We start from the raw sequence: 24,778 nt of genomic DNA, 5'->3' as shown, positions 1-24,778 counted from the left end.
GATACTCCAGACCTTTTTATTTTTAAAAGAACACTCTAAATAGTATCTAAATAAACATTCGGTTACACTTGTTAACCGAGTGTTTATTTGATATTGAGAAACCGGAATAAAAATCATATAACCCCATTAATCTTAAAAAAAATGAAAAAAATAACACAAAAATTATGCATGCTATGTTTTACACTTATAGCAAGTTGCTATACCCTAAACGCACAATTTATTACTACCTGGAAAACAACAACAGCTAACGAAAGTATTGACATATATGCACATAAAAGCGAAATATACAATTATAGCGTAGACTGGGGCGATGGCAATACCACAAATAACCATACAAGTAGTACCACACATAGTTATGCTTTACCAGGTATATATACGGTATCTATTACTGGCGATTTTCCCAGAATTAATTTTAGTAATAAACTCCAATTACAAAGCGTAGAGCAATGGGGCGATCAAATATGGACAACTATGGAGTTTTCCTTTTTTGGATGTAAAAATTTAAAAGTAAATGCCACGGATAATCCAAATCTATCTAAAGTAACTAATATGAGCCACATGTTTAGTAAGGCTTCAAGTTTTAATCAAGATATTAGTGATTGGGATGTCTCAAACGTGACCAATATGGATTTAATGTTTTTTCAAGCTACAAGTTTTAATCAAAATATTGGTGAGTGGAACGTTTCTAACGTAACTGATATGCGTAGCATGTTTGTTAACGCTACAAGTTTTAATCAAGATATTAGTGCTTGGAACGTGTCTAAAGTAACTAATATGAAAAGCATGTTTGGTGGCGCTGCAAGTTTTAATCAAAATATCAGTGATTGGGATGTGTCTAACGTGACTGATATGGATAGCATGTTTTATGGCGCTACAAGTTTTGATCAAGATATTAGTGGTTGGAACGTGTCTAAAGTAACTGATATGAAAGCCATGTTTTATGGTGCTACAAGTTTTGATCAAAATCTTAGTAATTGGAATGTATCTAAGGTTACAACTATGAGTTACATGTTTTATGATAATACACTTTCTACAAAAAACTATGATGCTTTACTGCAAGGATGGAGCAAGCTTACGTTACAAAACGGCATAAAATTTCATGGAGGCAACAGCTCATTTTGTAGTGCAAGGGATGCTAGAGCAAAAATTATAAAAGATTTTGGTTGGATTATTACAGACAGTGGTGAAGATTGTTCTCAAGTACCATTTATTACTACATGGAAAACCACAAGTGCTAACGAAAGTATTACCATACCTACAGCTCTAGGTGAAACATATAATTATACCGTAAACTGGGGGGATGGTGAAACCACCACAAACCATAAAGGTAATACCACACATAGTTATACTACAGCGGGAACGTATACGGTATCTATTACTGGTGATTTTCCCAGGATTTATTTTAATAATACAGGCGATAGACTAAAAATACAAAGTATAGAACAGTGGGGTAACCAAATATGGACTTCTATGCATAGTGCTTTTTACGGATGTAACAATTTAAAAGGACATGCGATAGACACTCCAAACCTATCTAGGGTGAATAATATGGGAAATATGTTCCGTAATGCTACAAGTTTTAATCAAGATATTAGTGATTGGGATGTGTCTAACGTGACTAATATGAGTAGCTTGTTTAAAAACGCTACAAATTTTAATCAAGATATTAATAGTTGGAATGTGTCTAATGTGACTAGTATGAATAGTATGTTCAATGAAGCTAGTTCCTTTAATCAGCCTATAGGCAGTTGGGATACCTCTAAGGTTACTAGTATGAGCTATATGTTTTATTATAACACTGTTTTTAATCAAGATATTAGTGATTGGGATGTGTCTAACGTGACTAATATGTCTAATATATTTGATAGAGCTTCTAGTTTTAATCAACCCATAGGTAATTGGAATGTCTCTAATGTGACTAATATGGAAGGTGTGTTCCGGTATGCTACAAATTTTAGTCAAGATATTAGTAGTTGGAATGTGTCTAAAACCACTAATATGATAAATTTATTTGCTGGAGCTCTTTACTTTAATCACCCCATAAGCGAATGGAATGTATCTAAGGTTACTACTATGGATGGCATGTTTTATACTGCTAAAAGTTTTAATCAAGATATTAGTAGTTGGGATGTGTCTAATGTAACAGATATGGCAGAAATGTTCTCTGGAGCTCTAGCCTTTGATCACCCCATAAGCAAATGGAATGTATCTAAGGTTACAAATATGAGTTACATGTTTTATGGTGCTAGAAGTTTTAATCAAGATATTAGTGCTTGGAATGTGTCTAACGTGACTAATATGTCTAATATATTTGATAGAGCTTCTAGTTTTAATCACCCCATAGGTAATTGGAATGTCTCTAAGGTGACTAATATGTCTTGGATGTTTAGTGGTGCTACAAGTTTTAATCAAAATATCAGTGCTTGGAACGTGTCTAACGTGACTGATATGGATTCTATCTTTCAGGGTGCTACACTTTCTACAAAGAACTATGATGCTTTACTAAAAGGATGGAGCTCACTTGCATTACAAAACGGCGTAAAATTTCATGGAGGTAACAGCTCCTTTTGTAAGGCAAGTGATGACAGAGCAAAAATTATAGCAGATTTTAATTGGACAATTATAGATAATGGCGAAAATTGTCGTCTTAACGCCAGTTTTAACAGAGCTAATCATGTAGATGATAAAAAATCTAGCAATCTTTTAAGCATCCAAGGTATTAATAGCAATGAAATATCTGTTTACCCCAATCCTACTACTAGTAACAAACTTTTTGTGACTTCTAAACAACCCATAGACCATATAACTATTTACTCTATTCATGGAGCTTTAATTGGTGAGGTTAATAACGATGTTATAGATGTGTCGTTGCTTGCTAATGGAATGTATTTATTAAAAATAAAGACGAATACGGGTACCACTACAAAACGGTTTATTAAGAAATAATAAATTGTTTTGGTCTGATACTCCAGACCTTTTTATTTTTAAAAGAACACTCTAAATAGTATTTAAATAAACATTCGGTTACACTTGTTAACCGAGTGTTTATTTGATATAGATTGCCACAACTATTTTCCAAATCTCTCCTCTAAAGTAATTAACAAGTACTATCTGTACTTTTAGATACTTTATTAATTTCTAAAACAAGCTTTGGAAAATCCAAAGTTACTTTTTCCAAAGCTTGTTTTTTAAGACTTTATCCATGACTGCGTTTTTGTAATTGCGACTTAACGGAATCTGAACGTCGCCCATACCAATTTTCCCATTGTTGATGGTATCTATCTTTGTAACCGAAACGAGAAACGATTTATGTACTTTAAGAAAAAGGTGATTATCTAATCTTTTTTCCACACTTTTTAGGGGCATAAGTGTTAAGTGTTTTTTACCATCCGTCGTATGAAACGTTACATAGTTCTGCATTGACTCTATAAAAAGGATATTTTCTAGTTCTATCTTTTTATAGACATTATCACACTTGATAAAAATATGTTCTTTAGTATCATTAAGCAAAGTCGAATCTTCTTGTGTTTTTTGGTTTCTTAGCAGATACTGCTCTTTTACTTTATTTACAGCTTTAAAAAAACGGTTGAATGTAACGGGTTTCAATAAATAGTCTAGTACATCCAGTTCAAAACCTTCTAAAGCATAGTTTGGGAAAGCGGTGGTGAGAATGACCATAGGCATATTGGTAGATGATTTTAGAAATTCTATTCCGTTCATCCGCGGCATTTGAATATCTAAAAAAAGTAAATCTACTTCTTGTTCTTCTTGAATTTTTGAAAGTTCTAAAGGATTATTAACCGACCCGACTAATTCCAAAAAACCTACTTCTCGTACATAGTTTGCAATGCATTCTCGTGCTAAAGGTTCATCATCTATCGTTACACATTTTAATACCATATGTTTATTTTCAAGATTGTAAGGATATTATAGGTTTTTCTATAGCTTCTGGTATAAGTTTATCAATAGGGTACCGAAGTTTCAGTAGTACACTGTAAGCCATATCTGTTTTCTCTATTTTTAACTCATATTGATTCGGATAAACCAAGTCCAATCGTCGTTTTACATTTTTTAAACCAATTCCACTATTTTCTATTATGTCATTAGATTTCGGATAATTTATGGATGGAATACTATTGACTACTTCAAAAGCAATCTCTGTTTCGGAAAAACTCAAATTGATTTTTAACCAATTTTCTTGTTCCTTTTCTTGAGAAACATGCTTAAAAGCATTTTCTACAAAAGGCATTAAAATAAAAGGAGCGATGGATTTATTCGAATATCCAGTGATATCTATTTCTATATGTACCTTCACGGTATCTTCCAAACGCAATTTTCCTAGCTCGATAAAATTCCGAAGGTAATCTAGCTCCCGCTCTACCGGTATTTTGGGTTCGTTACATTCATACAATTGATAGCGCATCAAATCCGAAAACTTGGCAAGCGATTCAGAGGCCATATCTGGATTCTTATGAATCAATACAAAAATAGAATTAATGGTATTGAATAAAAAATGTGGATTAAATTGTGATTTCAAGAACTTCAACTCGGTTTCCAATTTTTCTTTTTCCAAAATTTGCTGCTGTTTTTGTGAAGCTACCCAATTTTTGGTCAGTTTTATGCTCATTCCCAAAGTTGTACTTGCCATGCAAGATGGTAAAGCATTATACTTGAAAATAGCAAAAGGTGTTGGCGACGAAATATAGAATAGTTCATATACATTGGCATTCACTACTGATGCTGCAACAAAATAATTAAATGTTATTAATGTTGCCATTAATAAAATTGTACAAAGGCTGAAAAGAAAGAAAATAAAATATTTTCTTTTCTGAAGAAATTTTGGAATTAGAACGTACAAACAGAAATATACGCCCAAAGCTTGATACGTAACATATCCTAAAAATTTTACGATTCCGTGAGGTTCTGTAATCGATTGGAATACTTCCGTTATACTCCCCGAGAACAATGTCCACCATGCAAAATGATACCCTGCCCAAAAAAGGATATGATGTATTTTATAGCGTTCTAAAAAGGTTAAAACGGGCAAAAGTGTGTTTGCGGACATGATTTCTAAAGAAATTTAACGGCATAGAATAAGTATAACAAGATAAGATGGATATCTTTCTTTTCCAAATGCTCCTTTTGATAACTTGACATTGAGTAGGTTTTAATTGACCAAATACATTTTTGACCAATATTTATTAAAATCTATGCGAAAATTCCATATTTCTTCGTGTAGTAAAGAAAAATGCCCCCTTAGTCATTCACTTTTTCATTACTGTTTTTATTGGTGGTACTTGTGCCGAAATTCGTAGCAATGAAATTATATGTCCTTTTTCTTGTATGTTGTGTAGGATGCATACAAACGCTTATTGGCCAAGTATCAGGCTTGGTAATTGATACTGATGGCAATCCCGTTCCTTATGCCAACGCGATGCTTTATAGTGTTCCAGATTCCACTCTGCAAACTGGAAGTATATCTAATGAAGCAGGTGTTTTTGAAATCGATTATTCTAAAGCAGGCACATACATACTCCGTATCGACCTACTATCTTTTAAAACTTGGGATTCTGAACCTTTTTCGATAACCACAACGGATCTGCAAAAACATTTCCCCTCAATTACATTAACAGAGGAGGTAACTAGCTTGCAAGGGGTTGAAATCATAGCCAAACGTAAACTAATACAGCGTACTCAGGAAGGCAGTGTTATCAATGTGCAAGAGAGTATTTTAACAAAGGGAAGCACTGTTTTGCAATTGTTGGAGCGTTCTCCTGGAGTAATTTTGGATCAACGCAATAATAGTTTTTCAATGAATGGAAAAAGCGGAACCCTAATTATGATAAATGGGAAGGTACAACGAATTCCAACTGCAGACTTAATCGCTATTCTTAATGGGATGAGTGCTGATAATATTAAAAAAATAGAATTGCTAACCAATCCCTCCGCTAGATACGATGTAGATGGGAATGCGGGAATCATCAATATAGTAACGACCAAAAATGAGAGTTTGGGTATCCGGGGTTCTATTAATTTAAGTGCTGGCTTTGGAGAAGGGCCTAAACAGACCACTGGGTTCTCTTTAAACTATGGAAGCGCACGTTCCAACTTATTTAGCTCTTATACGTTCTCTTATGATGACACTTATAGCGGATTCAGAGGAATGGGTACTACAGAGATACCTTCCTTAGGAGGAAATACAACCATTGATTTTACAAGTAGGACACAACATATAAATAGAAACCATAACATCAATCTAGGTTATGACTATAAACTTTCGGACGCATCCTTATTTGGAGCAAGTTTATTGTACAATAACTCTAAACCGATGGTACATACTCAAAACAGGGGGTTATATGACTTTACAAACACTCCCTTTTTGGAAGCTCAAATTAGATTGAATGGTGATGGAAACCTGAAAAATATGAATGCCTCCACTTATTTTGAAAAGAAAAACGAACAAAATGAATTGAGTGTAACTGTAGATTATATCAATTACAATAATCAGACACCAAATCGCGTAAGCAGTTCCTATTTCGATGAAAGTGGAAATGCTTTTCAGCCAGATAACGAAATCTACAATAGGGGAAACCGTGGATTTAATGAAACCGATATCAATCTAGGTGTTCTCAAATTAGATTATCGGTATAAAGTGAATGAAACCCTATCGATAGAAGCTGGAATGAAAGGATCACTATCCAAAACTATCAATAATGCCCGTATCGAAATTCTTCAAGGCGAAGAATTTGTGTCCGATAATCGCTTTATAAGTGCAATTGAGAATCAAGAAAAAATAGGCGCTGTTTATTCTCTAGCCGATTATAAATTTAATAAAAAGTTAAAAGGACAATTAGGTTTCCGATATGAATATTGGGATCAAGCATTTGACGATGCCAGTTTGAACCGTAGCTTTGGGAAACTTTTCCCCTCACTGTTCATTACCCATTCTTTTTCTGATGTTACAGCACTAAACTTTGCTTATAACAAACGTATAACACGACCTAATTACTCCGATTTAGCATCGTTTCTAATTTATAACAGTCCCACTTCCGTATTCAGCGGAAACCCACAATTACTTCCAGCATTAAGCGATAATATCAGCATTAGCTACAGCAATAAATCATTCAGCATTTCTTTACTAGCTTCTAATGAGAAAAACCCCATTGCCCGTTTTCAGGTTACTCGAAATTCACAAAGTAACGTTGCCGTAATAGCACCTGTAAATTTAGAGTATCAGCGCAATATAGATATTCAGGCCAATATCCCCATTCGCTTTACTCATTGGTGGAGTATGAACTTTAACGGGACTTTTGGGGTTCGAGAGTTCAAATTATTGCATACTGATGAAAAAATTACCCATGACTATTTTCACTACAATTTCAATGGAAGTCAGACCATAAAATTGCCGGAGAATTTCTCTTTAGAATTGTCGGGTTGGTATACCTCCCGCCACTTTAACGGAAGTACTAAAGCAAATGGTTTTGGTGTATTAAATATGGGGATCAAAAAAGAGTTTAAAAATAGAAGTAGTTTGCAATTTTCTATAACCGACATTTTTGAGACTTTTGATATCCACTCTACCGTAGGTTCGCTTACTAGAGAAGCATTTGGAGACAAATTTAAGGTAAAATATAGTCCCGAATCTGGATTTTCTAGTATTTTCCGAATTAGTTATTCCTATCCTTTTGGTAATACTAAAGTGAAAAAAGTCAGCACCAGAACGGGAGCAGATGTCGAGAAATCAAGAATGTAGATATGATAAATACTAAAATTTTAGTGATCTTATTTAATTTTCGATAACTTATCAGATTGTCATATTTATTGCTTTTGAAAATATGGTGATTCTAGAACCCTATTTTATGATGATAGCTATTACCATTTTTGGTATGAGTAAGTATCGATAGTATAAAAAAATTAAGCCCATCTTAAAAGGATAAAAAAAGTCGAACGAACATAAAAAAAAACTTAACTCCTTTATTTTAAAGGCTGTTAAGGTTTTTCATTTATTCTATAAACCTAGTTTCATCAATCTCTAATATTGTATTATCTTCTTGATAATTCCTTGCACTTGAATATTTCCAAGTGAGTACTCAAAAAAACGGAATACCCACAAGAAAAATTAGCTATTAAAATAGTGCAATAGAATTTTAGCCTTTGAGTATTTGCATAAAGGTTACTTGTTACTATTTAAAAATTTAATGATATGGTTTTCTTTGACACTAAAGTGCCTTAGAATATTTGAGAATTACCTATATAGGGCTTATTCTATAGGTGCTATAAAAGGTGGTAATTGATATACAGACCTTTTTTGATCATTGTTCATTCGGTTATAGATATCTAGCAATTTGTCATATTCTTCTTTGCCTGATATTCCTTTAATAACACCGTCTTTTAAATCGTCTTCATTTATTCTGCCAGTTTGCAATATTTCTTCCATAGCTGCAGTATAACGCCAATAATGTAGCATTTCTTTACCACTTACTCCTCCATTATCACTACAAGACCAGAAGGCAAGCAGAAATAAAGGTATTACTAATAATTGTTTAAAGCGTTGATTTTTACTCTTTTGTTTTTTCATCATAAATAATCGTTTTTTTGTTAATGTAAAATTGAAACCGCTTGTTACTCTAATAGGCCTATCCATTTGTAAATAGCGAAGTAATATATTTTGATACTCTTCTGTATCTTCTTTTTGTGTGATAACATTTCTATCAGCTAAAAATTCATGATTTAGCTGCATTGCAGTTTTGTATGATTTTAATAATGGATTAATCCAAAAGATGGTTTTGAGGAGCTCAACAAAAAAAATATCAATAGTATGACGTTGATTTACATGCGCCAATTCGTGATTTATTAATTCTGGTTCCAGACTAGTGTATTCACTTTTATTTATATAAATGTAATTTAGGAATGTATATGGGCTTATTGGTTCATTTGTAAATACCAATTTTGCACGACCTAATGATTTAACTTCATGTCTTTTAACTTTTCTGGATAGCTTATAAATATCAATCATAAATCGGACTAACAGAGAGAAAGTGATTAGTACGTATGTACTTACAATAATCAGTTCCCATCTAATTAAATTATGATTTAAATTTTGCTGAGTTTTAACTAATACCGTTTGAATTTGTTCAGCACCTCCAATTGAAATCAATGGAAATACTAATGATACAAACAAACCACCTAATAGATAGAATCGGTTGAACGTGTGAATTTTTTCCTTTTCAAGAATAAATTTATAAAAGCAGTAAAAAATACAAACTGCAAGACTAAATCGTAGAATATAAAGTATCATTTTTCAAGATTATCTATTTTTTCATCTATTATATTTCTTAATTCGGTTAATTCTTCTTTGGTAAGTTTCATATTGTTTGCAAAGAAAGAAGCGAACCTACTAGATGAACCCTGAAAAAAGGTTCCTATCATATTTTTTAGATTGAATGAGGAATATTCAGTTTTATTAATGAGTCCATAGTACTGACGAGAATTCCCGTGTATTCTATATGAAATCACTCCTTTATTTATTAAGCGTTTTAAAAGCGTAGAAACAGTCGTTGAAGCTGGTTTCGGCTCTGGATAAGCGTTTAATAAATCCTTCATATAAGCATCTCCCAAACGCCAAATTATATTGATTAACTCTTCTTCTTTGCGTGATAATTTCATTTAAACTCTATTTTTGTAGATTCATATCTACAAATGTAGACAATAAATTTTATTATGCAAATAAAAATTACTTATTTGAAGATATGTGATTTTCCAGTTTCTTTTTAGAATACATCAGATACATAACTATTGACATGAATACCAATAAGATTCCTATTATTAAAAACTGGCTGTGTCGAAACGAATTACAGTTTTCAGATTCACACCATAGGTACTTGGTATATATGTAAAAACTCAAATGCCTATCCCTACTGATACAAGTAAGATTAAATCAGGTTATACTGTATTAAGGTACCGTTTCAGAAGAATTAAAAATACTTATCAGTCTTATTTCGAGTCAAGCTAATGGCTGTCATTATTACCAAGCACATATGGCAAACCTTTCTAGGATTTATAAAGCCTCCAAGGAGAAGATTGAATCTGTTTTGGGAGTTTCAAACATCTCCTTTATTTTCTGAAGCAGAAAGGGCTGCATTGAATGTGGCTTATAAGGGTGCCTTAATACCAAATATAACAGTTGAAGAAGATTTTGATGAATTAAAAAAACATTTTAACGAAAGTGAAATAGTAGAAATTGTTGCATCACTCGCCCTCTTTGGCTATTTAAATCGCTGAAATGATACCATGGCAACAGACCTTGAAGATTATCCTAAAGAAGTTGCTCAAGAATTAATTGGCTCTAAAGGTTGGGTGCCAAGAAAGCATGGTTGAAAATTGTTAACCCCCTTTGAAGTACTACAAAACCTATAAATAAATAAAAAAGCTTCACTATTTCTAGTGAAGCTTTTTGTGACCCCAAGAGGCAAAAGTTCAAACTTTATTGAAGATATTAAACTAATTTTGAAATCTGACTAATTCATTTATTTCTTGAGCGTATAGGAAAAATTACTTAATCTAAAGCTTACGAATATCGACAGCAAAAGAATGCTCATTAGAGTTAAGAATGCTAAAGGTAACAAGGACAGGTACACATTACTTTCCGAATCTGTATTAAAAGACCTTAGAACATACTATAAACAATATAGACCTAAAGCGTATCTATTTGAAGGACAATTCAAAGAACAATACAGTGCTAATAGTGTAGGTAAAATAGTTTCAAATGCGGCTATCAAAGCTGGCATAAAAGTTCGTGTATCATCCCATATGTTGAGACATAGTTTTGCAACTCATTTACTGGAATCAGGAATAAATATTAGGTACATTCAACTGTTGCTAGGTCATAATTCTACAAAAACAACAGAAATTTATACTCATGTGGCAAAAAACAGTTTTGATTTTATCAAAAACCCTTTAGACTTGTAAGTATTATTGTATATTTGAGTATATATGTATATTAAAAATAAACACACTAGTGTGTTTATTCAATTGTTGTATGCCATTTGCCCCGTCCTGAATAACGACTACATAATTTAATACCTCATTCTTCTCATTTCAGAAAAAAATTAATAGAAAAATTTCAATTGAATTCATTATTCACGTTTTACAGAACACGTGGTTTCGTATTTTTTAGTGAAAGGCTATAATTTCAGCCAATTCATACTATGTTATCAAACATTTTTTTCTAGTATAACTTAAATTAGCCCTTGCTGAATGGTATACTTTACCAATCCCACCATGTTTTTCGTTCCAATTTTATGCATTAGATTTTTACGATGCGTTTGGGCAGTATTTAATGATATTAAAGGGTTCTAAATGAAATTCCTCAATATGACATAGTTTAGTATCTAAATATTAGCCCGGAAACTGTTAGTAGAATTAGAAAAAAGCTTAATTCTCTTTCTTGACCTACATCAATGATTTTTTGGTATGCAAGTACGACATTTGCATAAAAATAGTATATCAGTTAAATATATTGATGAAACTCCGGAATCAGGAATGGATTTTCACTTAAATTTTCATCAAAAAGGACAAGTCGTAATGTTGAACTTACTTAAGTATGAGTCTAAAGCTGACTATTCTAATTTGGGAATTTTAATTAGAACATAAAAAATGAAAGCAAAGAACCAATATGGTAATCTGCCAGATTGGGAATGATTTCAACTTTTAACTATATCTATCAATAAAATATTATGAGAAAGAAAATAATTTTATGCGTAATTGCGATTTCATTTATTGATATTGCATTGGCTCAAGAATCAAATCCAAAGGCAAATAATCAATTTAGAATTGGTTTACAATTCGGAATAGGGTTAGGTTTTGATAATATTGATTTATTCATTGACGAAGACAATAAATCGTCATCAATTAGTGCTGGCGGAGGATTAAAGGTTGGATTCACTACAAGATATATCTTTAATAAAAAATATGAAATAGGTTCTAGTTTCATATTTAATTCTAGCACACTAAGACCAGAGCTTTCAAATGTATCTACATCTTTTAATAGAATTTCTATTCAACCTACATTCAAGTATTTAATAGGGCTTAACCCATCAAAGGACCAAACTTTAAACATTGGTATAGGTTATGGTTTTTATACAGGTGGAAAATTGAAAATTGATGCCGGTGATTTGGGGCTTGACGGAACATTAAAATACGATGGAACTTCGGGAGTTGTGCTCTTAACAGAATATGAATTTATAGGTGTAAAAAAGTTTGGCGCTCTTATTGGTATAAAGTACTATAGCTCAAAATATGATAATAAACAGCCTATAGGTGACTCTATTTTTGATAAATTAAACGGAGACGGTATCGATTTATACTTTGGGTTTACCTATACATTGTAAAATTTCAAAAGCAGAAAACCCGCTCCGCAAAGTCTCCCGACTTAGCGGAGAAATTTGCGATAAGCTATTTTATCGGATTAGCAGGTAAAAACAAATATGATAACCCTGATTTGGAAAAAGCATTAATAGACTTTCCTAATTCTTCAAGAATTCATTGGGTAAAACTCAACTGCGCAAAAATTGAAGGGAAAGTACATTGCAAACAATACGAATAAATCAAATTTCAAGAGAATAATAGTTGACAGAAATAAGATATCTAATTAATTCAAAGTATTAAAACAAACCTCATAAATGATAGACAAAATTAAGATTACAAATACAGAAATTTTATCTAACAATTGGTACACTTTAAGGAAAATAACTTACCAATATTTGAAAAAAGATGGTTCAATTCAATCACAGAGTAGAGAAGCTTATGACAGAGGAAACGGAGCAACAATACTACTTTACAATACAGAATCTAAAACAGTAATACTTACAAGACAATTTCGGCTTCCGACTTATGTAAATGGAAACGAAAGTGGAATGCTAATTGAGTCTTGTGCAGGACTTTTAGACAAAAAAAATGCGGAAGATTGTATTAAAAGAGAAACAGAAGAAGAAACTGGTTATAAAATTAAAGACGTTCAGAAAATTTTTGAGGCATATATGTCACCTGGTTCTGTAACCGAAATAGTATATTTTTTCATTGCTGAATATTCAAAAGAAATGAAAGTATCGGATGGTGGTGGTCTCGAAAAAGAAGAAGAAAATATTGAAGTTTTAGAGCTTTCAATTGATAAAGCAATGTCAATGATAGAATCCGGAGAAATAAAAGATGGAAAAACAATAATTTTACTTCAACATATTAAACTTAAAAAAATTCTTTAATGAAAAATAATAAATCACTCTTAATACTTGTTGCTGGACCTTATAGATCTGGAACAAATGATGACCCTGAATTAATTGAGAGAAATGTACAAGCAATGAGCAATATGGCTTTGGAATTATACAAAATGGGACATATGCCAGTTTTAGGAGAATGGTTTGCTTTGCCAATGATAGAAATCGCTGGTTCAAAGAAAATAGGAGATGAAATATTTAATGAAATTTTCCATCCAATTGCTGTTAAACTAATCAGCCATTGTGATGCAGTTTTGAGAATTGGAGGAGCTTCAACAGGTGCGGACGAAATGATAAACGTTGGAAAGAAAAAGAACAAAATAATTTTCTTGGACAAATCAGAAATACCAAAAATTGAGAAACAATAACTGCCACCAACAATATATAAAAAACATAGGGCATTTGTGCTAAGCCGAAAAGCCTGTGAATCATAATAAAGTCCGCTAAATATAAAATTTGGCGTTTATAATAGAAAAGATAAAAGCAAAATATTTATATTTAGCTAAGTAATAAATCGAAATGAAAGTGCTTATCACCTACCCTACATTTCTTATACGAGACGTTGCCATTCATTGTGACCAAACCAACGTAAATAATAAATTGAATCAAATAAAAAACATAAAATATCTATTAATTCTGACTTCGGTAATGCTTTTGTCCTCATTTACACAGCCGATTGTTGCACAAGAAAATGACTTCATCAAAGAATATTTGGAACGATTAGAAAAATCGAAAGAATATTTAATTCTTGTAGCGAAAACAATGCCAGAAGATAAGTATGAATTTAAAGCAACGCCTGAATCAATGAGTTTTGCGGAAAATTTAATGCATATTGGTTGGGCAATGGATTGGCACAGTCAATCATTAATGGGCGGACGTGAAGCGAGAGATTGGAATACCGACACGGAGCTCAAAGTTGACAACAAATCGAAAAAAGAAATGATTGCTAAAATCAATGAGACTTTTGACAAAACAATAGAGTTCATCGGAAATTTTGACCCAAATAGACTTAAAGAAAGATTGGACTATTTTGGAGCGGACAGAACAAAAAGACAGATTTTGTTGTTGCTTACCGACCACATAACTCACCACAGAGGACAAATGCTTGTTTATTTGCGACTGAATGGACTAAAACCACCAAGATATGTTTTGTATCAATAAATCAATATTCGAAATGAATTAATGGCTGAAAAAAACAACGAAATGGCAACAATGTATAACCGCAATTACGGCGGATTCGACTACGTCCGAATCCACTCGGAATTGCTAAGGTCTGTATCAAACCGAAAATAATGGCTAATTTAACCCGTAACTGACGGTTATACGAGACCGTTGTAAGTAATTTAAACAAACTGTGATAATACGAAAGGAAATAAAGGATGATAATGAACTCTATTTATATTTCAATGGGAAATTGATTTATAAAAGATGGTTGAATCTTGGCTATTCCAAAGTATTTGACAAATTCGCTTATGGAAAAGATACTTTTATCAGCATAACTGAGGACGAAAATGGAAAAGTTATGCGTCAAAGAAAAATATTTATAAACGGAGAGTTTTGTGATTCTAAACAAGATTTTTGGAATAAATATGTCGCGGAAATCGATTATGAATCGGGAAAACATTTCGGAAAGAATCTTGACGCTTTTAATGATGCAATAACAGCTGAAGGACCAGGTTTTCCAGGAGATTGCGTTATAGAAATAATCGGAACTGAAAAACTAGTAAAAATATTCGGTAAAGATGATTTTGATTTTATTATTGATTTATTGAGAAAAGCTGAATTTGTTGATTTGATAGTGGAAAAATTAGAGGTATGAAATACAAAAATATTCCTTCAGCGATTCACAATTTTGGACATAGTTTTTTAAGCTATGAAAATTATGTTGATTCTGATTTCGTAATTGATGAATTGAATAAAATAAATGGAAAGAATCATGACATAAAAATTGATTGGAAAACTAAAGAGTTCCAACCAAAGACAATGATTTCTGACCGAATTACTAAATCAATTGGCTATTGGCATAATAACATAAATGAGCATTTCAAATCACAAAACGTGGAATTTGACTCTCTAAAATCATTTGAACTAATTTGGGAAAATGGAAAAAGACCAAAAGTTATTGCGACAGACGATAGAGGAAAATTTTACGAAAAGGAAATAACAAATACACTACAAACTGAGTAAAAAACTACTTACAATAACATGTATAATTCATTGCTGCTGAATTTCCTCTCGGAAATTCAATCTTATTAATTACCTTTAGGTCTAGCGGAAAAATACTTACGTCTTTTCCCGCAACAAACCATACACGAACACGTTGTGCACAAGCTAAAAATGAGCTACTCAAGAGAACAAATAGAAGAAAAAATTAGACTTACAATTGACGAATTGTATGAAAAGGATTCTGAAATTATTTTCGAAACTTACAATTTACACGAAAGGTCTATTACTCACAGATTTGCTCTGTATTTAGAAAAGCATTTTGCAAACCAAGATTACGTTGTAGATGTTGAATATAACAGAATGCTAAATAATTATGGAGAAGACATAATCGGCAATGAAATTGGAAAAAGACTGGATTTTGAGAAATATGGAAAAAAAGCTAGTGCAGTATATCCTGATGTAATAGTTCATAAAAGAAATACAACAGACAATCTGTTAGAAATAGAAATGAAGATGCAGTGGAAAAACTCAAAAAAGGAATTTGACTTAATAAAAATCAACGAATACATAAGTCAACTTGACTACCAATTTGGAGTTTATTTAGAACTAGCAGAAAATAGAAACGAATGTCAAGTAAATTTTGGGCCATTTGAAATCAATTGAACAATTAGAAAACGATTATTGGAATGAACCTTCCGAGTTTCCGACAAGTTTAGTCGAAAAATGCCATCGTTATCGGAAAATAAATATTGGAGAATTGACCAACGAACAATTAAGACTTTTGATTTCTCAACATATCGGAACTAAACACATAATTGGAATTGCACTCGAGAAACTCGAACGGAATATATTGACTGAAGGCGACTTTTACGAAGGCGATTTACTTGTAGCGATTTCGGGTTTACCGACTGAATTTTGGAATAAAAAAGAAACTGAATTTCAGACATTTAAAAACTTGGTGGAACGGAATTCTGAACTAATAAAAACTGAACTCGGAGAAAAGAAATTTGACCGAATAAATGAAAAAATAAAAGCCAGTGCACAACAATGGCTATAAGTAATTGCTTGTTCTGGCATACTTCTGAAAATCCTCACGGATTTTCAGTTTGGTGTGTACTTGCAAAGTTAACCGCTAAACCACGCAACTACTCATAGCCGAGACCGTTGGCAGTAATTAAAAAAATGAGAGACTATTTAAAAGCATTTAATATATTAACTGATGAAGAAATTGATACATTTGAGAAAAAAGTAGTTCTTAAAAAAATAAATAAAGGTGATTTTTTTATCAAAGAAGGTCAAGTATCTAAGGAAGTTGGTTTTGTGATTTCTGGATTATTTAGGTCATTTTATCATTCATCATCATCGGAAGAAGTAACGTACTGCTTTATTTTTTCTAATTCTTTCGTTAGTGCCTATTCTTCTTTTTTATCACAAGAAAAAACTGCTGAAAACATCCAAGCTTTGACTAATATTGAGCTATTAACCATCTCAAAAGATGAGATTCTGAAATTAGAAAAATCAAGTGCTAATTGGTTAAGGCTTTTTAAGTTTATCGCTGAACAAGAATATATCAAAATGGAAAAAAGAATTTTTTTGTTACAAAGAGAAACCGCTGAACAACGTTATCGCGATTTATTGAATAACCAACCAAAACTTTTACAGCTAATCCCTCTTAACTTCCTTTCTTCGTATTTAGGTATTACCCAAAGACACTTGAGCCGAATAAGAAAGTTGATTTCGAATTAGACATATGTCCTTTTATAAAAATTTGATTGTTTAGTTCTTTGTGACAAACATAGAACAAAATGAAAAATGTATTAATAGTAAACGGACATCCTGATAAAGAAAGTTTTAATTATGCTTTATCTGATACTTATAAGAAAGGAGCAAATAAGACCAATGTAATATTAACTCAAATTAATATTTCAGAATTAGATTTTAATCCTAATCTAAGATTTGGATATAGAAAAAGAACCGAATTAGAACCTGATTTAATTGATGCAATAGAAAAAATAAAAAAGGCTGACCATATTGTATGGTTTTTTCCGATGTGGTGGTATGGATATCCAGCATTGATGAAAGGTTTTATTGATAGAGTGTTTCTTCCTGGAATAACATTTCAACCTATTCCTAGAAAAGCAATACCTGAAAAACTCTTAAAAGGAAAAACAGCAAGAATAATTATAACCGCTGATACACCTAAGTGGTATGATTACTTATTTATGAAAAGCCCAACTATCAATCAGTTCAAAAAAGGGACATTAGAGTTTTGCGGAATTAGACCTGTTAAAGTTACATACATCTCACCTATTAAGGACTCAACTATTGAGTTTAGAAAAAATTGGATAAAAAAAATAGCATTACTGGGTGAAAATCTAAAATAACTACTGACAACAAGGTATAAAGAACATAGGGCAGTTTAGGCTTACCCAAAGGCCTGTACTCTTTTATAAAGTCACCAAATATAAAATTTGGCATTTTAAACAAAAAAGATAAAAGCAAAATATTATATTTGGCTTAGTACCAACCCGAAACGTATCGCTTATCAACTGCCCTACGTTTCTTATACTGAACGTTAGCCATTATTTAGGTATGGTAAAGGCACATAGTTTACAAAGTTAAAGGGACATAGTTTACACTTTTTTAGGTTGTAATTTGAGATAAAAATCAAATTATCATGCCTTGGAAAGCAACTACAACTATGGAACAAAAAATTGAATTTATCTGTGAATGGAGAACTGGGAAATATACCATCACAGAATTATGCAAAAACTTTGAAATCTCAAGACCAACAGCCTACAAGCTGATTTCCAGATTCGAAAATCAAGGTTATGACGGTCTAAAAGAGCAGTCAAGAGCACCCAGGGAACATCCTAACGCTACGGGTGAGAATATTGTTAAAGCTATTATTAAATTAAAGGCTAAATATCCACGTTGGGGAGCTAAAAAAATCAGAATACTTTTGTTTAACGATTTCAATAAAGAAATAGTTCCTTCTGTGGTTACTGTCCACAACATACTCAAGAAAAATGGTCTGGTCTGTCCTCAAAAACGAATGAGAAGGGTCAAACCTGTGTTCCCTATTTTCGACCCCAAATCATGTAATGAAGTATGGAGTGCAGATTATAAAGGAAAGTTTTTAATGGGCAATAAGATCTATTGTCACCCGCTAACCATTGCAGATTCCAAAAGTCGTTTTTTGTTTACGGCTAAAGGGCATTATAAGGAAAACTTAAAGTCTGCTAAAACTGAGTTTACAAAGGTCTTTAGAAAGTATGGTATGCCTAAACAAATCCATACAGATAACGGTAGCCCCTTTGGTTCTGTAAGAGCCATCCAACGCTATACCCAACTCTCTTATTGGTTTATTGAACTTGGGATTACCCCTGTGTTTTCTGACCCTGCCCACCCTGAGCAAAACGGAAGGCACGAACGCATGCACCGTGACTTAAAGGCGGCATGTGCCAGACCTTCTGCTTATGATCTAAAAGCCCAACAACGCAGATTAAACCATTTTGTAAAGGAATATAATCACATAAGACCCCATGAGGCTTTAGGCATGAAAACACCCGCTTCTGTCCATAATTTTGAGACCAGACCTTTTCCCGAAAAAACACCTCTCTTTGATTATGATTTAGACCATAAAGTTCTTAAAGTAACTCAAAACGGAGCTATCAGATGGAGGTCCTATTATTGGGTATATTTAACAAGTGCTCTAAAAGGTAAATATGTAGGAATCCAAAATCTTGGTAACGGTATTTGGAAAGTGTTTTACAGAAACGTATTTTTAGGTTTCTTTAATGAAAATGAATTAAGAAATAAAAAAACTAACATAAGGTTAGAAACTAATTTAGTGTAAAGTCTAATCTTTAACTTGTGTAAACCATGTCTCTTAACGAACATTAACATACATATTTCTAAAATGAAAAAAATCCTAAATACTAAGTCAATTTTTATATCCTTGACTTTATTGGGACTCATTTCTTGTATAAGTGAAAAATTGGAATTGACTAAACTGAATTTTGAAAAAGATTTAATACCAGAAGGTATCGCCATCGACGGCAATTCAAAAAAAATGTATCTAAACAGTCTAAAAAGCAATAAAATTGTAAGCAGTTCGCTCGACGGTAATAATCATAAAACTTTTCTAGAGACTAACAAATATAACTATTTAGCTGGTTTTGGAATGACAATAAAAGGAGACACTTTATATGCTCTTGGCAATAGTCTTACAGCAGATAAAAATGAATCAATACTTTTACTTCTGCAGCTTTCCTCAGGGAGTCTTATCGACTCCTACTCAATTGAGGACTCGAGTTTTCACTATTTAAATGATTTAGCCGTTAGTTCAAATAATGAAATTTTCATAACCGATTCAGAAAGCAATAAAATCTATAAAATTCAAAGGCCAAGTAAAACCATGGAAGTCTATTTGGATTCTGAAAAGATTCCCAACTCAAACGGAATTACTATCTCCAATAATGATGAATATTTGTATTTAGCATCAGGCAACGGAATTTGTGTTGTCAACAGAAAATCGAAAAAAATAATAAATGAACCCAAAGAAAATTATTCAGGTATAGATGGTTTAAAATTTTACAAAAATAATCTATATGGAATCGTGAATGGCTGGAGAGATAAATCAAAAAATGGATTGTTTAGATTTGACCTTAACAAAGCTCGAACCGAAATTCTGAGAAGTGAAAAAATTGTTGAGTTCACGAATAGTTTTAAAACTCCAACCACTTTTGACATCTTCGACGGAAACATTTACTTCGTAATTAACACCCAAATGGGTAATTTTGATGGGAACACAAATAAGATTCTGGACTTAAAAAAGTTGGAATCTTATAAAATGATGAAAATCAAGGCGGAATAAAACAATGGCTAACAACGCCTATAATTCATTGTGGCGGAATTTTTATCCGAAAATCCCTATCTTTCAACCAACGCTTAGTTCTCCCGGAATGGTCCTTGCGGACAATTCCACAACGATACCATAGCCTAACTGTTAGCGAATATTCAAATGGAACAAGACATTCTGACATACAGCAAGCTTCAAGAAAAATTAGATCTAAATGAAGATCTACAAAGATCGGATTTTGATAAAATAATTTCAATGTTAACAATTGAAAAAGATGACACTTGGATTTACAATGGTGAAATTTATTCTGAAGAAGTCGAGCTCAAGAATTTGAAATTTAGAAATTTAAAATTGAATTTTCTGAACCTTTCTGGGTTTGATTTTAGTGGATCTGAATTTCAAAATGTTGAATTTAGTGATTGTATACTTGTTAGATCTATATTTGACAAAGTGAAAATGGTAGATTGCAAATTCGAGCGATGTAATTTTACCTTTACATATTTGACCAATTCCAATTTTGTTAACACTTTGTTCAAGAATTTAGATTGTTATTGCAGTTATTTTAAATGGTTAGATCTAAAAAATTGTGAATGGCACTATTTGAATTTTCGTTCTCATATGCTAGGTAATACTGATTTTTCAGATTGCTCTTGGAGAGATGTTAGATTTTTAGGTAATGGAGAATTCACAGGTTTAACTTTTCCTAAAGGTTATGAAAATTCGGATGACCATGAAAGTGATTTTGTATATAAAAAATGAATAACATTCGCTAACAAAAGCTAAAAAATCATAGCTTCCCAAAAGGGAAAGCAACGCTTTTTAGCCGACACGTTGGCAAACATTTGAGAAAAACGATGATTGAGGTTAAAAAAGCTGATAATTCGACCGAATTTAAAATCATAGAAAAATTGGCGATTGAAATTTTACACGAAGTTTATGACCCAATAATTCCATCTGAACATACAGATTATTTCTTAACAGAATTTCAATCCGAAAGTGCAATCGGAAAGCAAATTAAGAATGAAGATTTCAGCTATTTTCTCTTAAATTTTGATACAAAAAATGTTGGATATTTAGGAATTCAAAAACTGAATAAAATATTGATTTTGAGCAAACTCTATATTTTGGAATCATTTCGTGGACTGAAAATCGGAAAGACAGCGTTGGAATATGTTAACGGATTTGCAACGGATAACGGAATTGAGAAAATTGAACTAATTGTAAACCAACAAAATCAGAATACAATTGACATTTATATAAAAAACGGATTTAAAATAGTGGAATCGATTATAAACTCATTCCCGAATGGACATTCTGTTGAGGATTATAAAATGGAAAAAATATTGATTTCGAAATAAAAACGATTTGCCAACACCGTGTATAATTAATTGTTGGGTTCTCGCCTACTCGGAAAATCCTACGGATTTCCCTCTGGTTCGTTTTCTTTTATTAATTTAGACCTAGCCAACACAACTAACCATACACGAACACGTTGTATGTCATTGAAAAAAGAATCACGAATTGAATGAAATAATTGATAAAATAGCTTTTAATTATAGTAACCTTGAAAAAGAAACAATTTCAAGTTGGGAAACTAACAGTAAAATAATTGAATACAAAAAAGGTGAACAGATTGTAAAAGAAGAGCAACAAAGACATAAATTATTTTATGTAATAAAAGGGTCTTTAAAAGCGTATTACATCAATGATGACAAGAAAATTATAGATTGGTTTGCTTTTAAAAATGAATTTATCACTTCAAGTACTAGCTTTCTAACAGACGAGCCAAGTCTTCATTATATTGAAACTATGGAAGATTGCGTTATTCTTGTAACCGAAAAGAATAAAGAATAAAGAATAATTTGATGTAGGTCAAAAATAATTTATTTGAAAACAATTAATTTTGTATCAAATAAAGAAAAAGATGAACATAACTAACGGAAAAATATTGTTATATACAGGAATTGTTCATTTTTTATTAGGCATTTCCCCATTTGCATTTGGCAAACAGTTTCTAGAATTTGCAAATAAACTATTTTTCAAAATTAGTGAAGGACTTTTTGAATTCCCTTTACTAAATGGGCAAATGAATTATGAAAATTTTGCCGCATTTTGGTTTGTTTATTTTGGACTATTATTAATCCCAATTGGTTTTTTAATTGACTACATTGAAAAAACTACTCAAAATATATCAAGTAAATTTATTTGGTCATATTTAATTGTGGTCTTGATTGGAGTATATATGATACCATTTTCTGGAATGACATTTATTATGTTACCTCACGCAATTTATATGACAATTCAAAAACGAACACACAACAATGTATATGAAAAATAGGCAAAATAGTAATAAAAACAGGGCTTCTGGCTCGTGCTAAAGTTCTTTTTTAATCCAAAGTGGTGCTTCGAAATCACCTACTTTTCATATACTAAACGTTAGCAAATATTAAATTCACAATAGTCTATACAAAGAATAATGAAAAATAAACATCTTGCTCAATATAATATCATCAGATTAAAAGACGAATTAGACTCTCCAATTATAAAAGAATTTAAAGATTTTCTTGCGCCAGTTAACTTATTAGCTGAAGAAAGTGATGGATTTATTTGGAGACTTAAAGATGAAAGTGGTACAAGTGCAACAGATTTAGAGACACCTTATGAAGATAAATTGATTTTTGTGAATATGTCTGTTTGGAAAAATTATGAATCCTTAAGTGAATATACTTATAAAACTGTTCATAGTTATTTTCTTAAAAGCAGAAAAAAATGGTCAAATGAAATAGAAGGACATAAAGCGGTAATGTGGTATATAAATAAAGATCATATTCCAACTATATTTGAGGCCAAAGAAAAGTTGGATTTACTTAATAAAAATGGATCAAGTCCAATCGCTTTCAATATGTCAGAAATATATGATGAATTTGGTGAGCGATATAAAAAATAACATTTGCTAACAATGCCTATAATTAATGCGGTCTTAGGTACGAGCCGAAATGTTAGCTGATTTGCATTGTCGCAAAAGCTTTTTTCTTATTTTTAAACTTAAACTAAAAAACGCTAAAAGCTTTTACTTGCGCTAGGCTTGAAATTCTCTGAATTTCCTCGCCGCACTAATCATAGCCGGAACGTAGTAACCAATTTGAAAATCGGAACGATTTTTGAAGATAATTCTTCATATAATATAAACTTAATAAAATGAAGAAAACATTACTACTAATTACATTTTTATCCGCAATTTTAAACGGATTTTCTCAAGTTAAAGATAGCAAGTGTTTGATTTTGCGTGAAGGAACATTCTCTTATGGGAAAAAAGGAAGCATGATTGTCATTAATGGTAATACTCTAACTGAATATAAAGGAAATTATATTATAAAAAAGAATCTAGTTTGGGTAAATGAGTGTGAATATAATACTATTGTAACAAAAATTATACGTCCGAAACGTAACAAAAGAAAAGTAAATGGATATCATAGAGGAACAATTATCTGGGATAGAGCAAGAAATGCCGGTTATGATTATATTCCAAAACCAAAAAAAATGGGATATCAGAAGCACACAAATAATTATAGAAATATTGAAAGTGTTGGAGATGTTTTGAATGTTAAAATTAACGACGTATTAGAAAATAAAATATTTTACACCGCATCAAGAAATGGTAAGAGTTGGAAAGGAAAAATGATAAAGAAAAAGGAAAGAAAAAAATGAATAAAACTGGTTACAACAACGTATAAAATTAATTGCTATTTCTAGCTTACTTACGAAAATCCTCGCGGATTTTCAATTCAGTTTGTATTTGCTAAATTCATTGCTAAACCACGCAACTAATCTTATACAAAACCGTTATGCGTCATATAAGAAAACCGAACTAAAATTAAATTGAATGGGAATCTTTGATAAATTATTTGGAGGTCAAAAAGAAAAATCATCAGACTCTTCTTCTAATCAAAAACTTCGAATGGAATATAATATTATGAAAAATATCTCATTGGAAAAGTGTCAGAAATATGAAAACACTAACCTATACGAAGTAGTTGAAAACGGAATTTATAAAGACTTGACGGATGAAGATGACGCAAAATATAGAATGACTATTTCTTACGAATTAGAATCTGATGAGAACAATAATCAATATCCCTTAGAAGATGTTTTGGATAAATACTATTTGCACGTTTCTGACTTTTTAGAATCGGAAAATAATAGTGAATCTAATGAATTCAAACTTGAATTAGGTGGAGATTTAGATGATATAAAAAAGTCTAAAGAAATAATTGGAAAAAGGATTTTTAATCGTGACTTTTTAGACGAAGGTCAAGTTAGAGTTAAATTAATGGTTGAATAAAAAACGAACGCACAACACGGTGTATAAAACATAGCTAATAAGTGCTAAATCGAAAGGTCTGTGCTTATTTACAAAGACCGCCAAATTTTTAAATTTGGCTTTTAAAAAGAGAAAAGTTAAAAACAAAATATAAAA

26 protein-coding genes and 1 pseudogene are annotated in these 24,778 nt (G+C 31.7%); 23 read left to right on the top strand and 4 right to left on the bottom strand.

Annotation, left to right across the window (positions count from 1 at the left end):
• The first annotated feature begins 141 nt into the window (after positions 1–141).
• Positions 142–2,946 (top strand): BspA family leucine-rich repeat surface protein, encoded by a 2,805-nt coding sequence (locus C1H87_RS20380; RefSeq protein ID WP_158655305.1) that lies wholly within the window; start codon positions 142–144, stop codon positions 2,944–2,946.
• 219 nt (positions 2,947–3,165) lie between these two features.
• On the opposite strand, the gene C1H87_RS20375 is transcribed toward C1H87_RS20380, so the two are convergent.
• Together C1H87_RS20375 and C1H87_RS20370 are read right to left on the bottom strand one after the other, a co-directional pair.
• Complete coding sequence (locus C1H87_RS20375) at positions 3,166–3,900, bottom strand: LytR/AlgR family response regulator transcription factor (RefSeq protein WP_102757580.1); 735 nt, start codon at positions 3,898–3,900, stop codon at positions 3,166–3,168.
• Between the two features lie 10 nt (positions 3,901–3,910).
• Positions 3,911–5,065, bottom strand: a complete 1,155-nt coding sequence (locus C1H87_RS20370; RefSeq protein WP_102757579.1) for a sensor histidine kinase — start codon at positions 5,063–5,065, stop codon at positions 3,911–3,913.
• A 252-nt stretch (positions 5,066–5,317) separates the two neighbouring features.
• On the opposite strand from C1H87_RS20370, the gene C1H87_RS20365 reads away from it, so the two are divergent.
• Entirely contained in the window at positions 5,318–7,753 is a 2,436-nt protein-coding gene (locus tag C1H87_RS20365) for a TonB-dependent receptor domain-containing protein (RefSeq protein ID WP_102757578.1), read from the top strand.
• A gap of 507 nt (positions 7,754–8,260) precedes the next feature.
• On the opposite strand, the gene C1H87_RS20360 is transcribed toward C1H87_RS20365, so the two are convergent.
• Together C1H87_RS20360 and C1H87_RS20355 are read right to left on the bottom strand one after the other, a co-directional pair.
• Positions 8,261–9,298 carry a M56 family metallopeptidase gene (locus C1H87_RS20360; RefSeq protein WP_102757577.1) on the bottom strand — a complete coding sequence of 346 codons (1,038 nt, stop codon included), beginning with the start codon at positions 9,296–9,298 and terminating at the stop codon, positions 8,261–8,263.
• Positions 9,295–9,666 carry a BlaI/MecI/CopY family transcriptional regulator gene (locus C1H87_RS20355; RefSeq protein WP_102757576.1) on the bottom strand — a complete coding sequence of 124 codons (372 nt, stop codon included), beginning with the start codon at positions 9,664–9,666 and terminating at the stop codon, positions 9,295–9,297. The genes C1H87_RS20360 and C1H87_RS20355 overlap by 4 nt, the downstream gene beginning before the upstream one ends.
• 314 nt (positions 9,667–9,980) lie before the next feature.
• Here C1H87_RS20355 and C1H87_RS23785 point away from each other — a divergent pair, with 314 nt between their 5' ends.
• From C1H87_RS23785 to C1H87_RS20245, 21 genes and pseudogenes are all read left to right on the top strand, one after another.
• Complete coding sequence (locus tag C1H87_RS23785) at positions 9,981–10,124, top strand: carboxymuconolactone decarboxylase family protein (RefSeq protein ID WP_199769378.1); 144 nt, start codon at positions 9,981–9,983, stop codon at positions 10,122–10,124.
• Between the two features lie 424 nt (positions 10,125–10,548).
• Positions 10,549–10,968: pseudogene (locus tag C1H87_RS20345) on the top strand (tyrosine-type recombinase/integrase); the annotation flags it as partial.
• A gap of 767 nt (positions 10,969–11,735) precedes the next feature.
• A complete protein-coding gene (locus tag C1H87_RS20335) occupies positions 11,736–12,389 on the top strand; it encodes a hypothetical protein (protein ID WP_102757572.1) in 654 nt (217 codons plus the stop codon).
• Between the two features lie 291 nt (positions 12,390–12,680).
• A complete protein-coding gene (nudK, locus tag C1H87_RS20330; RefSeq protein ID WP_102757571.1) occupies positions 12,681–13,259 on the top strand; it encodes a GDP-mannose pyrophosphatase NudK in 579 nt (192 codons plus the stop codon).
• On the top strand, positions 13,259–13,639 hold the full coding sequence (locus tag C1H87_RS20325) for a DUF4406 domain-containing protein (protein WP_102757570.1): 381 nt from the start codon (positions 13,259–13,261) through the stop codon (positions 13,637–13,639). The genes nudK and C1H87_RS20325 overlap by 1 nt, the downstream gene beginning before the upstream one ends.
• A 151-nt stretch (positions 13,640–13,790) precedes the next feature.
• Positions 13,791–14,432, top strand: coding sequence for a DinB family protein (locus tag C1H87_RS20320; RefSeq protein WP_102757569.1), 642 nt, complete (start codon positions 13,791–13,793; stop codon positions 14,430–14,432).
• A 193-nt stretch (positions 14,433–14,625) separates the two neighbouring features.
• Positions 14,626–15,090, top strand: a complete 465-nt coding sequence (locus C1H87_RS20315) for a barstar family protein (RefSeq protein WP_102757568.1) — start codon at positions 14,626–14,628, stop codon at positions 15,088–15,090.
• Positions 15,087–15,458 carry a hypothetical protein gene (locus C1H87_RS20310; RefSeq protein WP_102757567.1) on the top strand — a complete coding sequence of 124 codons (372 nt, stop codon included), beginning with the start codon at positions 15,087–15,089 and terminating at the stop codon, positions 15,456–15,458. Before C1H87_RS20315 ends, C1H87_RS20310 begins: the two co-directional genes overlap by 4 nt.
• A 150-nt stretch (positions 15,459–15,608) precedes the next feature.
• Positions 15,609–16,100, top strand: coding sequence for a hypothetical protein (locus C1H87_RS20305; RefSeq protein WP_102757566.1), 492 nt, complete (start codon positions 15,609–15,611; stop codon positions 16,098–16,100).
• Positions 16,087–16,494, top strand: coding sequence for a contact-dependent growth inhibition system immunity protein (locus C1H87_RS20300; RefSeq protein ID WP_102757565.1), 408 nt, complete (start codon positions 16,087–16,089; stop codon positions 16,492–16,494). Before C1H87_RS20305 ends, C1H87_RS20300 begins: the two co-directional genes overlap by 14 nt.
• A gap of 125 nt (positions 16,495–16,619) precedes the next feature.
• Entirely contained in the window at positions 16,620–17,183 is a 564-nt protein-coding gene (locus tag C1H87_RS20295; RefSeq protein ID WP_102757564.1) for a Crp/Fnr family transcriptional regulator, read from the top strand.
• Between the two features lie 59 nt (positions 17,184–17,242).
• Entirely contained in the window at positions 17,243–17,821 is a 579-nt protein-coding gene (locus tag C1H87_RS20290) for an NAD(P)H-dependent oxidoreductase (RefSeq protein WP_102757563.1), read from the top strand.
• Positions 17,822–18,114: 293 nt separating this feature from the next.
• On the top strand, positions 18,115–19,296 hold the full coding sequence (locus C1H87_RS20285; RefSeq protein WP_102755907.1) for an integrase core domain-containing protein: 1,182 nt from the start codon (positions 18,115–18,117) through the stop codon (positions 19,294–19,296).
• A gap of 63 nt (positions 19,297–19,359) precedes the next feature.
• Positions 19,360–20,316: an SMP-30/gluconolactonase/LRE family protein gene (locus C1H87_RS20280; RefSeq protein ID WP_158655304.1), complete on the top strand. Its 957-nt coding sequence runs from the start codon at positions 19,360–19,362 to the stop codon at positions 20,314–20,316.
• A 147-nt stretch (positions 20,317–20,463) separates the two neighbouring features.
• Positions 20,464–21,060, top strand: a complete 597-nt coding sequence (locus tag C1H87_RS20275) for a pentapeptide repeat-containing protein (RefSeq protein ID WP_102757561.1) — start codon at positions 20,464–20,466, stop codon at positions 21,058–21,060.
• Between the two features lie 95 nt (positions 21,061–21,155).
• Positions 21,156–21,659, top strand: a complete 504-nt coding sequence (locus tag C1H87_RS20270; protein WP_102757560.1) for a GNAT family N-acetyltransferase — start codon at positions 21,156–21,158, stop codon at positions 21,657–21,659.
• Between the two features lie 163 nt (positions 21,660–21,822).
• Positions 21,823–22,155 (top strand): Crp/Fnr family transcriptional regulator, encoded by a 333-nt coding sequence (locus C1H87_RS20265; protein WP_102757559.1) that lies wholly within the window; start codon positions 21,823–21,825, stop codon positions 22,153–22,155.
• A gap of 70 nt (positions 22,156–22,225) precedes the next feature.
• Entirely contained in the window at positions 22,226–22,639 is a 414-nt protein-coding gene (locus tag C1H87_RS20260) for a DUF6463 family protein (RefSeq protein WP_102757558.1), read from the top strand.
• Between the two features lie 138 nt (positions 22,640–22,777).
• Positions 22,778–23,248 (top strand): DUF3291 domain-containing protein, encoded by a 471-nt coding sequence (locus C1H87_RS20255; RefSeq protein WP_102757557.1) that lies wholly within the window; start codon positions 22,778–22,780, stop codon positions 23,246–23,248.
• A gap of 251 nt (positions 23,249–23,499) precedes the next feature.
• Positions 23,500–24,009 (top strand): hypothetical protein, encoded by a 510-nt coding sequence (locus tag C1H87_RS20250; protein WP_102757556.1) that lies wholly within the window; start codon positions 23,500–23,502, stop codon positions 24,007–24,009.
• Between the two features lie 175 nt (positions 24,010–24,184).
• Positions 24,185–24,643, top strand: a complete 459-nt coding sequence (locus C1H87_RS20245; RefSeq protein ID WP_233783226.1) for a hypothetical protein — start codon at positions 24,185–24,187, stop codon at positions 24,641–24,643.
• Positions 24,644–24,778: the final 135 nt, after the last annotated feature.

This window comes from Flavivirga eckloniae, from assembly GCF_002886045.1.
GTDB classification, from domain to species: Bacteria; Bacteroidota; Bacteroidia; order Flavobacteriales; family Flavobacteriaceae; genus Flavivirga; species Flavivirga eckloniae.
The sequence above is the reverse complement of the archived record's forward strand: the minus strand, read 5'-3'. Positions and strand labels throughout refer to the sequence as shown.

Excerpts from the sequence above, each read along its gene's own strand:
- C1H87_RS20365 (WP_102757578.1), top strand. The coding sequence starts at position 5,318 with ATGAAATTATATGTCCTTTTTCTTGTATGTTGTGTAGGATGCATACAA.
- C1H87_RS20275 (WP_102757561.1), top strand. The coding sequence starts at position 20,464 with ATGGAACAAGACATTCTGACATACAGCAAGCTTCAAGAAAAATTAGAT.
- C1H87_RS20380 (WP_158655305.1), top strand. The coding sequence starts at position 142 with ATGAAAAAAATAACACAAAAATTATGCATGCTATGTTTTACACTTATA.
- C1H87_RS20250 (WP_102757556.1), top strand. The coding sequence starts at position 23,500 with ATGAAGAAAACATTACTACTAATTACATTTTTATCCGCAATTTTAAAC.
- C1H87_RS20260 (WP_102757558.1), top strand. The coding sequence starts at position 22,226 with ATGAACATAACTAACGGAAAAATATTGTTATATACAGGAATTGTTCAT.
- C1H87_RS20335 (WP_102757572.1), top strand. The coding sequence starts at position 11,736 with ATGAGAAAGAAAATAATTTTATGCGTAATTGCGATTTCATTTATTGAT.
- C1H87_RS20375 (WP_102757580.1), bottom strand. The coding sequence starts at position 3,900 with ATGGTATTAAAATGTGTAACGATAGATGATGAACCTTTAGCACGAGAA.
- C1H87_RS20270 (WP_102757560.1), top strand. The coding sequence starts at position 21,156 with ATGATTGAGGTTAAAAAAGCTGATAATTCGACCGAATTTAAAATCATA.
- C1H87_RS20290 (WP_102757563.1), top strand. The coding sequence starts at position 17,243 with ATGAAAAATGTATTAATAGTAAACGGACATCCTGATAAAGAAAGTTTT.
- C1H87_RS20310 (WP_102757567.1), top strand. The coding sequence starts at position 15,087 with ATGAAATACAAAAATATTCCTTCAGCGATTCACAATTTTGGACATAGT.
- C1H87_RS20305 (WP_102757566.1), top strand. The coding sequence starts at position 15,609 with ATGAGCTACTCAAGAGAACAAATAGAAGAAAAAATTAGACTTACAATT.
- C1H87_RS20355 (WP_102757576.1), bottom strand. The coding sequence starts at position 9,666 with ATGAAATTATCACGCAAAGAAGAAGAGTTAATCAATATAATTTGGCGT.
- nudK (WP_102757571.1), top strand. The coding sequence starts at position 12,681 with ATGATAGACAAAATTAAGATTACAAATACAGAAATTTTATCTAACAAT.
- C1H87_RS20325 (WP_102757570.1), top strand. The coding sequence starts at position 13,259 with ATGAAAAATAATAAATCACTCTTAATACTTGTTGCTGGACCTTATAGA.
- C1H87_RS20295 (WP_102757564.1), top strand. The coding sequence starts at position 16,620 with ATGAGAGACTATTTAAAAGCATTTAATATATTAACTGATGAAGAAATT.
- C1H87_RS20320 (WP_102757569.1), top strand. The coding sequence starts at position 13,791 with ATGAAAGTGCTTATCACCTACCCTACATTTCTTATACGAGACGTTGCC.
- C1H87_RS20255 (WP_102757557.1), top strand. The coding sequence starts at position 22,778 with ATGAAAAATAAACATCTTGCTCAATATAATATCATCAGATTAAAAGAC.
- C1H87_RS20245 (WP_233783226.1), top strand. The coding sequence starts at position 24,185 with ATGGGAATCTTTGATAAATTATTTGGAGGTCAAAAAGAAAAATCATCA.
- C1H87_RS20280 (WP_158655304.1), top strand. The coding sequence starts at position 19,360 with ATGAAAAAAATCCTAAATACTAAGTCAATTTTTATATCCTTGACTTTA.
- C1H87_RS20285 (WP_102755907.1), top strand. The coding sequence starts at position 18,115 with ATGCCTTGGAAAGCAACTACAACTATGGAACAAAAAATTGAATTTATC.
- C1H87_RS20370 (WP_102757579.1), bottom strand. The coding sequence starts at position 5,065 with ATGTCCGCAAACACACTTTTGCCCGTTTTAACCTTTTTAGAACGCTAT.
- C1H87_RS20360 (WP_102757577.1), bottom strand. The coding sequence starts at position 9,298 with ATGATACTTTATATTCTACGATTTAGTCTTGCAGTTTGTATTTTTTAC.